The 8,762-nt window shown below is 63.4% G+C and carries 6 protein-coding genes; 4 read left to right on the top strand and 2 right to left on the bottom strand.

Annotated features, from left to right (window positions below; translation table 11 throughout):
• The first annotated feature begins 91 nt into the window (after positions 1 to 91).
• From ACYVDE_RS09085 to ACYVDE_RS09070, 4 genes are all read left to right on the top strand, one after another.
• On the top strand, positions 92 to 1,525 hold the full coding sequence (locus tag ACYVDE_RS09085) for a sensor histidine kinase (RefSeq protein ID WP_460501172.1): 1,434 nt from the start codon (positions 92 to 94) through the stop codon (positions 1,523 to 1,525).
• A gap of 162 nt (positions 1,526 to 1,687) precedes the next feature.
• Entirely contained in the window at positions 1,688 to 3,976 is a 2,289-nt protein-coding gene (locus ACYVDE_RS09080) for an ATP-binding protein (protein WP_460501171.1), read from the top strand.
• A 51-nt stretch (positions 3,977 to 4,027) separates the two neighbouring features.
• Positions 4,028 to 4,411, top strand: a complete 384-nt coding sequence (locus ACYVDE_RS09075; protein ID WP_460501170.1) for a response regulator — start codon at positions 4,028 to 4,030, stop codon at positions 4,409 to 4,411.
• Positions 4,412 to 4,623: 212 nt separating this feature from the next.
• Entirely contained in the window at positions 4,624 to 5,670 is a 1,047-nt protein-coding gene (locus ACYVDE_RS09070) for an adenylate/guanylate cyclase domain-containing protein (RefSeq protein ID WP_460501169.1), read from the top strand.
• Between the two features lie 20 nt (positions 5,671 to 5,690).
• Here ACYVDE_RS09070 and ACYVDE_RS09065 read toward each other — a convergent pair whose 3' ends face one another.
• Together ACYVDE_RS09065 and ACYVDE_RS09060 are read right to left on the bottom strand one after the other, a co-directional pair.
• A complete protein-coding gene (locus tag ACYVDE_RS09065) occupies positions 5,691 to 7,961 on the bottom strand; it encodes a DUF5060 domain-containing protein (RefSeq protein WP_460501168.1) in 2,271 nt (756 codons plus the stop codon).
• Between the two features lie 126 nt (positions 7,962 to 8,087).
• Positions 8,088 to 8,762, bottom strand: a 675-nt coding sequence (locus tag ACYVDE_RS09060) for a Crp/Fnr family transcriptional regulator (protein WP_460501167.1), incomplete at its 5' end; no start/stop codon positions are given.

Raw genomic sequence — 8,762 nt, 5'->3', positions numbered from 1 at the left:
GGCGGCCGCTGGGTGCCGCTGGCCGGGCTGCTCGAGGGGGCGGCCATGCTGCTGGCCTGCCTCGTGGCGTTCACCATTGCCGGGTAGCTGCATGCTTGCCAACATCACCGATTACTTCATTCCCGCCGGCTTCACCGGCAGCATCGACCTGCGGCGGCGGGTGCGCATCATCGTGAACACGGTGCTGCTCACGAGCCTGTTCTCGTTCAACTTCCTGCTGCTGTGCTGGTGGGCGCAGCTCATGCCGGGCTTCTACGTGCTGCTCTTTGGCATCTTTAGCTTCTGGACGCTGCTGTTTGGCTACCGGGCCGGCTGGTACTCGCACGTGGTGGTGGGCTACGGGTTTCTGTTTGCGGGCTACCTCACGGTGGTCGTCAACTCCTACTACCAGGGCGGCTACTTTGCGCCCACCACGTGGTGGCTGGGGCTGTGCAGCGTGCAGGGCTTTTTTCTGCTGGGCCGCCGGGCGGGGCTGGTGTCGTTTGGCGTGTCGCTGATTACGGTGCTGGTGCTGTGGTTTATGGAGCAGCAGCATTACCCTTTTCCGAACTTGGTGCCGGCGGCCAAGGCCCGGTTCTGGCACTTCGATATTCTGTCGGGGCTGATGCTGATTTTGCTGGTGGTGTCGCTGGTGTTCGATAACATCAATACCAACTCGCTGCGCCTGGTGGCCACCCAAAACGACTTGCTCTCGGAGCGCACCGCCCAGCTCGAACAGTCGCTGGCCGACCTGCACGCCGCCCAGGCCCAGCTGGTGCAGCGCGAAAAAATGGCCTTTCTGGGTGAGCTCACGGCCGGCATCGCCCACGAGCTGCAAAACCCGCTCAACTTCATGAAAAACTTCGCCGAGGTAAGCACCGAGCTCGTCGACGACATCGGCGGCACCGGCCCCGGCAGCACCCCGCGCGCCGTCGGCTTAGAGGGCGAAATCCTGGCCGGGCTGAAGCAGAACCTGCGCGAAATCAGCCAGCACGGGCAGCGGGCCACGGCCATCATCAAAGGCATGCTTGAGCACTCGCGCAGCGGCACCGGCCAGCGTGTCCCCACCGACCTCAACGCCTTGGTGCAGGAAAGCCTGCGCCTGGCCTACCAGGGCCTGCGCGCCAAAGACAAGGAATTCAGCGCCGAGCTGCCCACCTCGCTGGCCCCGGCGCTGCCCCTGGTGGCCGTGGTGCCGCAAGACCTGGGCCGCGTGCTCATCAACCTGCTCACCAATGCGTTTTATGCGGTGCAGCAGCGCCAGCGCCAGCAGCCGGCCGCGGCCTACCACCCCACCGTGGCGGTGACGACGGCCGTCGCGCCGGGCAGCGTGCAGGTGCGCATCCGCGACAACGGCACGGGCATGAGCGCCGACGTGCAGGCCAAAATCTTCCAGCCTTTCTTCACCACCAAGCCGGTGGGCGAGGGCACGGGCCTGGGCCTGAGCATGAGCCACGACATCGTGACCACCGGCCACGGCGGTACCCTCACTGTGCACAGCCGCGAGGGCGAAGGCACCGAATTCGTCCTTAGCTTGCCAGCTTAGAGGCCATTTGAGGTGCAAAAGAGCGTGCTGCTTCTACCGCTTCAGCATGGCGCGCAAAAGCAGGTTTGCTAACCCCGGCAGCTTTCTACCTATTCCTTCCTAATGTCTACCTCAAAGCCTGAACTACAGTTGCCGAGATGGCCTGGCCCGTTACTGGCTCTAGTGCTACTGTTGCTGAGTAGCCCGCTGGCTGCTCAGAAACCGGCCTCTTACCGCTATTGGGAGGCCGATGGCGACTCCCTGCGCCGGGTTCTGGCCACTCAGCGGCAGGATACGGCTCGCCTGCGCACCCTTCAGCACCTGAGCGACCTCGACGACTATACTTCGGCCGCTGACAGGGCACAAAAGGGCCGCGAGCTGGTGGCGCTGACGCGCCGTTTGCGCCGCCCCGAGGCAGCGGCCTACCGCCTGCTCTACAACACGTGGCAACGCTACGGCGCCAACCAGTACCCCGCCTTGGCCATCGATAGCCTGCGGGGCGCCATCGATGCCTTCGACCGGGTGGGCCGGCCCGTGCCCATCCTGCTGAGCCGGCTGTCTTGGATGTACACGCAATTGAAGCAGCCGGAGCAGGGAATGACCTATTTCCGGGCCAAGCTGGCGCTGTACCAAGCCCGCGGGAGTTACGAGAATCTGGCGTATTGCTACCATGCCCTGGCCGGCTACTACATCGGCCGTGGCGACTATAACCAAGGCATCAGCTACTACCTGCACGCCGCCAGCCTGGCCGCCGCCACCCAACGCTACTTCTACGTGAATGAGCTAAAGGTGGCCGGTAGTGCCTACGCTGACTGGGGCAACCCAACCAAGGCGCTGCACTACCTGCGCCAGTCGCTGGCCGTGTACGCAACGCTTCCTCCAAGCTATGGCTTCGATGCCACCACGTACGCCTACCGTGGGGTGGCCCAGGCCTACCGCAAGCTGCACCAGTACCCCGCTGCCCTGAAATATGCCAACCTGGCCCTGGCCGGCAACCCTGCCGACACGACCCAGAGCTACGCCGACAATGCGCCGGCCAACCAAGCCTACGCGCTGGTGCTTAAAAGCGCCGTGCTGCTGGACATGCACCGCCCCACCGAAGCAGCGCCCTTGCTGGCGCGCGCGCAACAGTTGAGCGACTCGCTTCGGTTGTCTTTTTATAATTCCCAGGGCTATTTGGAGCTGGACGCGGCCTGGGCGCGCTACTACGCCGCCCAAGGCGAACCGGCTCGGGCCGAAACCGCCTGGCTGACGGCTTACCGCAAAGCCCGGCAGAGCAATGTGGTGCCGCTGCGGCGCGCCTACTTGCGCGAGCTGGCCAACCAGTACGACCAACACGCCCAACCCGCGATGGCGGCCCGCTACTACCGCGCCGCCACCGCCCTGGCCGATACCCTGGATACCGAACAAGGGGCGCTGCACGTGGCCAATTTTGAATACGAGCAGGCCGACCAGGCCCAGGCGGCGCGTATTGCCCAGCTGCGCGAAAGCCAGTTGCAGGATGCCGCCCGTGCCCGGCGTCAGCGCACGGTGTTGTGGGTGGTGCTGGGCGGCGCGGCGTTGCTGGTGGGCCTGGCGAGCGTGCTGTACGTCGCTTTTCGGCGCTCGGAGCGCCTGAAGCGACTGGTGACCAACCAGAAGCAGGACTTGCAAAGCCAGCACGACCAGCTGCAGCGCTCTCTAAGCGAGCTGCGGGCCACGCAGGCGCAGCTGATTCAGAAGGAGAAGATGGCCAGCTTGGGCGAACTCACGGCCGGCATCGCCCACGAAATTCAGAACCCGCTCAACTTCGTCAACAACTTCTCGGAAGTGAGCAGCGAGCTGGTGGCAGAATTGAAAGAAGCGCAAGCGGCCAGCGATGCTGAGGAAGCCACCGCTCTGGCTGATGACCTGGCCCAGAACCTGGGCAAAATCAGCCACCACGGGCGGCGGGCGGCGGCCATCGTCAAGGGCATGCTGGAACATAGCCGCACAAGTACCGGCGAGCGGGCCCCGACAGACCTGAACCAGCTCTGCGACGAGTACCTGCGCCTGGCCTACCAAGGCCTGCGGGCGAAGGATAAAACCTTTAATGCCACGCTCGGAACGGACTTTGCGCCGGGCCTGCCGCCGGTAGAAGTGGCTGGGGCCGACGTGGGCCGGGTGCTGCTCAACTTGTTCGGCAACGCCTTCTATGCCGTGCAGAAACGCCAGCAAATAGGCGAAGCCGGCTACCAGCCCTCCGTTGCAGTGAGTACGAAGCAAGCGGGAAATCAAGTCGAAATCCGCGTCAGCGACAACGGCACGGGTATGCCGGCCGAGGTGCAGGCCAAGATATTCCAACCCTTCTTCACCACCAAGCCCACGGGCGAGGGTACGGGCCTGGGTTTGTCGTTGAGCTACGACATCATCACCAAAGCCCACGGCGGCACCCTCGCCGTGCAAAGTCACCCCGGCCAGGGTACCGAATTTCTCATCACGCTGCCGGCCTAAGCCGGGCCGCGGGCTACCTTTGGGCTTCCCCACTTCTGCAAAACCTTTCCCATGCAAATTCTGGTTGTTGACGACGAAACCGATGTGCGCGACCTGTTTCAGCAGCGTTTCCGCCGCGAAATCCGCAGCGGTGCGCTGAGCTTCAACTTCGCCTTTTCGGGCGAGGAAGCCCTGGCCTACCTGCGCGCCCGGCCCTCCGAAGTCCTGCTCATCCTCTCCGACATCAATATGCCCGGCATGAGCGGCATCGAGCTGCTGGGCCACGTGAAGTCCGAAGGCCACATGCCGCCCACCACCATGATGATGATAACGGCTTACGGCGACGAAAACAGCCGCCAGCAGGCCCTGGGCCTGGGCGCCACCGACTTCCTCACAAAGCCGCTCGATTTCGCCGTGCTACGCCAGAAGCTGCAGGAACTGCCGACGGCTAACTGAGTAGGCTGGGTAAATAATAGTACGTCATGCTGCGCCTGCCGAAGCATCTCTACCGCGGCAGTAAAACCAAACATTGGGATTAGTTGCGCGGTAGAGATGCTTCGGCAAGCTCAGCATGATGTTCTCGTGTTTGTTAATCGATTAGCACTGTCCGTCGTGCCAGCCGTTTCGCCCGTATTTTCGTTGGGTTATTTCGCCTCTCGCTATCCTCTATGAAAACCAAAATCCTGGTGGTCGACGACGAAGCCGACCTTGAGCTGCTCATCAAGCAGAAATTTCGGCGCAAAATCCGGGAAAGCGTGTACGAGTTTGTGTTCGCCACCAACGGCCAGGAGGCGCTCACGCGCATCGACGAGCACCCCGATACCGACGTGATTCTGAGCGACATCAACATGCCGGTGATGGACGGCCTCACGCTGCTCACGCGCACCCACGCCGAGCACCCGGCCATGAAAACCGTCATCGTGTCGGCCTACGGCGACCTCGGCAACCTGCGCACCGCCATGAACCGCGGCGCCTTCGATTTCGTGGTGAAGCCCGTCGATTTCACCGACCTGGAGCTCACCATCGAAAAAACTGCTGAGCAGGTGCGCCAGCTGCGCGAAACGCTCCGCGCCATCCAGGAAAACAACATCCTGAAGATGTACGTGGATGAAACCGTGCTCAATTTTATGACGCGGCCCGACTTCGAAAACCGCCTGCTGGCCTCCGAAACCGTGCAGGCCACCGTCGTTTTCCTCGACATCTGCGGCTTCACGTCCCTGGCCGAAAAAATGCCGCCCACCGACGTCGTGGGCCTGCTCAATACCTACTTCGACCTCGTGGTGAAGGAGTTCATCGCCCAGGGCGGCCACGTCGATAAGTTCATGGGCGACGCCGTAATGGCCGTTTTCCGGGGCGAGCACCACCTCGACCGCGCCATCGATGCCGCCCTTTCGGCCCGGGCCGCGCTGCAAAGCAGCATCACCCCGCTGCCCGCCGGCCTCGACTACCGCCCCCAGGTCAGCATCGGCGTGAACACCGGCGAAGTCGTATCCGGCAACATCGGCTCAGCCTCCCTCAAACGGCTGGATTACACCGTGATTGGCGACGTGGTGAACATGTCGCAGCGTCTGCAGTCGGCCGCAAAAGCTGGGCAGGTCATCATCAGCGAAGCCGTGTACGAGCGGGTGAAAGAGTCTTTCCAGTGCCAGTACGTCGATGAGGTCGTGCTCAAGAACAAGGCCCAGCCGGTGAAGATTTACGAGGTGGTGGAGTAGCCGTCTGGCTTAAGTTACAGTTACTTTTCGGGCAGTAGAGTGAGGGTGAACCCATAGTCGGGCGCCGAAGTGGGCCCATCGGAGCCAAGCGGCACCAGCGGCGGCAGCGCTACCGTGAGCACCCCGCGTCGGGCCTGCGCCGTGGTGGCCAGCGCCGGCAGAAAACCGCCGTCGTCGGGCTGACCGTTGCCGTCCACATCGCGGCCAGGATAGGTGTAGAACCACTGCACAGCGTACGTGCCGCTGCGCTTGAGGTGCCGGATGGTGAGCTGCTGCCCGCGCAGGGGCGTGATGGTGTGCGGGGCCGTTTTCAGGCCCGGGTTATACGAGCAGCTGTCGCAGAAGCCATTGTGGTCGTGCGGCAGGTTGTACCAGTAGTGCGTTTTATTGTGCACCCAGCCTACCAGACCCGTCGGGTTTTGCAGGGCGAAGGCTTCGATGAGGCCGTCGTTGGTGGTGCTCAGTCCATCGGCCAGGTTGCGGATATTGCTGCCCTGGTAGCCCCCGCCGGCCACGCCCACGGTGCCGTAGTACGCGGGCGGGCAGCTACGGTCGCAGGGTCCGGAATAAGCCGGGTCGGAACTGGCCGGCATTTGGTTGAGCAAGTCGGGGTTGTTGCGCAGGGCCCGGCGCAAGTGTGGCCCATAAACGGCCCGGGCGGTGCCGGCGGCATTGCCCACCGGCGCATTGCGGGTAGCGCTGCTGAAGTGGGCGGCTTCGAGGAAGCGCGCCAGGGGGTGGTAGTGCTGATAGGCGGGCCAGCAGGGGTGGTGCAGGTTGGCAAAGGCCGCCAGATGCAGCGCAATGCCAAACGACCCATTGAAGGCCGTGGCCCAGGGCGTAACATGAAACTTGACTTCGTTGGGCGCGGCCAGGTAGGGCGAGTAATCGTACTCCTGCAGCTGGTACGGCTTGTCATGCATCTGAATCAGGGCCAGGGCCCGGAAGCTGTACTGGTCCTGCGCATGAAAGCTGCTGCTGTAGCCGTGCGACACCGTGAAGTCGAACAGGCGCGGGTAGCCCTGCACAAATTCTTCGGCGTTTTCGGGGCCATACGCCAAGGCCTGCAAATGACGCGGGTCCTGGGCCTTGAGGTAACGGGCCATCTCGATAGTCCAGGCGCGCAGAGGCGGAAAATCGGGCCCGTAGCGGCCGGAGTGCTGCAAAAACGTTTGGCCGGCATCCGTAAAGTCACCTTCGTTCACGAGCTCATAGGAGGCAACGTTGGGGCTGTAGCCCCAGCGGGCCACCACGTAGCGCAGGCGGTTCTGAAACAAATGCCGGGCCCGCGGGTCGGTGAAAAAATCAACGGGCTGGTCCAGGTCCAGGCCTACTTTATAGGGAAAAACAAGCCAGTTGGGCTGTTCGCCCCTGTTCCAGAGTCGAATGCCATCCAGCAGGCTCAAGTGCAGGTAGATGCCGTGCTGCCGGGCCGAAGCCAATACGCGGTCGAAGTCGAACAGGCGGTTCTGGTAGCGGGCATAGTTGCCCAACGAATTGGTGCCGGTGGCGGGGTCGTAGAGTTCGGGGTCCCAGTTCAACTCTTTCAGCCATACCCGGGCGTAGTTGCCGCCGGCACTGGCCAGCTCGCCAAATACCTGCGCGTATGCCGCGTAGCTGTAGGTCGAAAACCCCAGCGGCTGCGTGCTGGGCAACGACAAAACCCGCTGGCTGGTATCGAGGTCGCAGCGCGAGAGGTTGGGCGTGTTGCGGGGTAGCGCACCCAGGCCGGGTGGGGGCTTAATGGCCGTCGTGCCCCAGTAGTCGACGTTGCTCCCGATGGCCAGAAACGGCGCGCCGGTGTCGAAAATAAGGTTGCGGTGGTTGGGCGCTACCCGCAAAAAGCCCCGGCTGGCCGAGGCCACGCAGGTAAACGTGCGCGGCGGCAGGGTTTCGGTGGTGCCGTCGCGGTAGGTTACGCGCAGCGTGTACTGCCACGGGCCGGGCGCGTCGGGCGCGAAGCGCACGCGCCAGGGCAGGGGCGTAGGCAATGCGCGCCAGTAGCGGGCATCATTGGCGGGCAGGTACTGCTCATCGATGGCAAAGTCTTCGTAGTAAAAGCCGTAGCGCACGGGCCGTTCGCGCCCGTCCGGCCCCGTGAAACGGGCCTCCACCGACACATCTTCGGGCTCGTAGGGGTTGCCGCCAACGGTGTCGGCGGTGAAAGTGCGGTCCAAGCTCAGGCCCAGCTCAAACTTCTCGTACTGTGGGATTTCGCCCGGGGTGATGGTTGCCACCGCCGTAATGTGCGCTCCGGCCGCCTGCGCCGCGGCCGGAACAATGGATGACAACAGCCAGCCGAAGCAGCACAGGCAGAAATAACAAATTTGACGCACAAAAAGCAGCGTAGCGAATGGCGGAAAAAACTGGCGGCGGCAAGCAGCCATTGAATACCCAACGGCTGCTCTACGAAAAACTTACCCCGCCAGCGCCCGCATCTTCTCGTTCTGGGCGCGGATGCGCTGGCAGAGCATGCGCAGGATGTTGCGCAGCACCTCGCCGCGCTCCTCCATCACGTCATAAAAATCCTCCTGGTCGATGCGGAAGGCCAGCACCTCGCTCAGCGTGGCGGCCGTGGCCGAGCGGGGCTCCGCATCGAGCAAGGCCAACTCGCCGAAGAAGTCGCCCGGGCCGAAGGTGGCGAGCTGTTGCGGGCCATTGAAAATGCCCACCTGCCCATCGTGCACGATGAACAGCGAGGTGCCGAGGTCGCCCTTGGCGAAAATCTCCTCGCCCTCCCGGAAAGTCACTTCCTTCATAATGGGCACGATGCTGCTGAGCACGTTTTCGGGCGTGGTAGCAAATAGGGCGGTGCTTTTCAGCACCACCACCCGCTCCAGGGCTGAAATACGGGTTTCGGAAGTAGCGTGGCTCATTTCAAGGGGAAGGTGAAGGTCGGCAAGAGAAACGCCCCGCTGTGCAGCCAGCGCCTGGGCGGCCACGGCGGCACTCTCGCGCAACAGCAGGTAAGGGGAGGTGCAGTAGGGGCGGAGCAGGTCGAGCGCTTCGGGCCCGGAAGGCTGCCACAGGCGCAGGGCCTGGTTCAGCGTCCAGGCCGTGAAGGCGCGGTGGCCGTGGCGCAGCAGCAGCTC

This window comes from Hymenobacter agri (assembly GCF_054778495.1).
This window is presented reverse-complemented; position numbering and strand designations above follow the sequence as displayed.

Excerpts from the sequence above, each read along its gene's own strand:
- ACYVDE_RS09070 (WP_460501169.1), top strand. The coding sequence starts at position 4,624 with ATGAAAACCAAAATCCTGGTGGTCGACGACGAAGCCGACCTTGAGCTG.
- ACYVDE_RS09085 (WP_460501172.1), top strand. The coding sequence starts at position 92 with ATGCTTGCCAACATCACCGATTACTTCATTCCCGCCGGCTTCACCGGC.
- ACYVDE_RS09075 (WP_460501170.1), top strand. The coding sequence starts at position 4,028 with ATGCAAATTCTGGTTGTTGACGACGAAACCGATGTGCGCGACCTGTTT.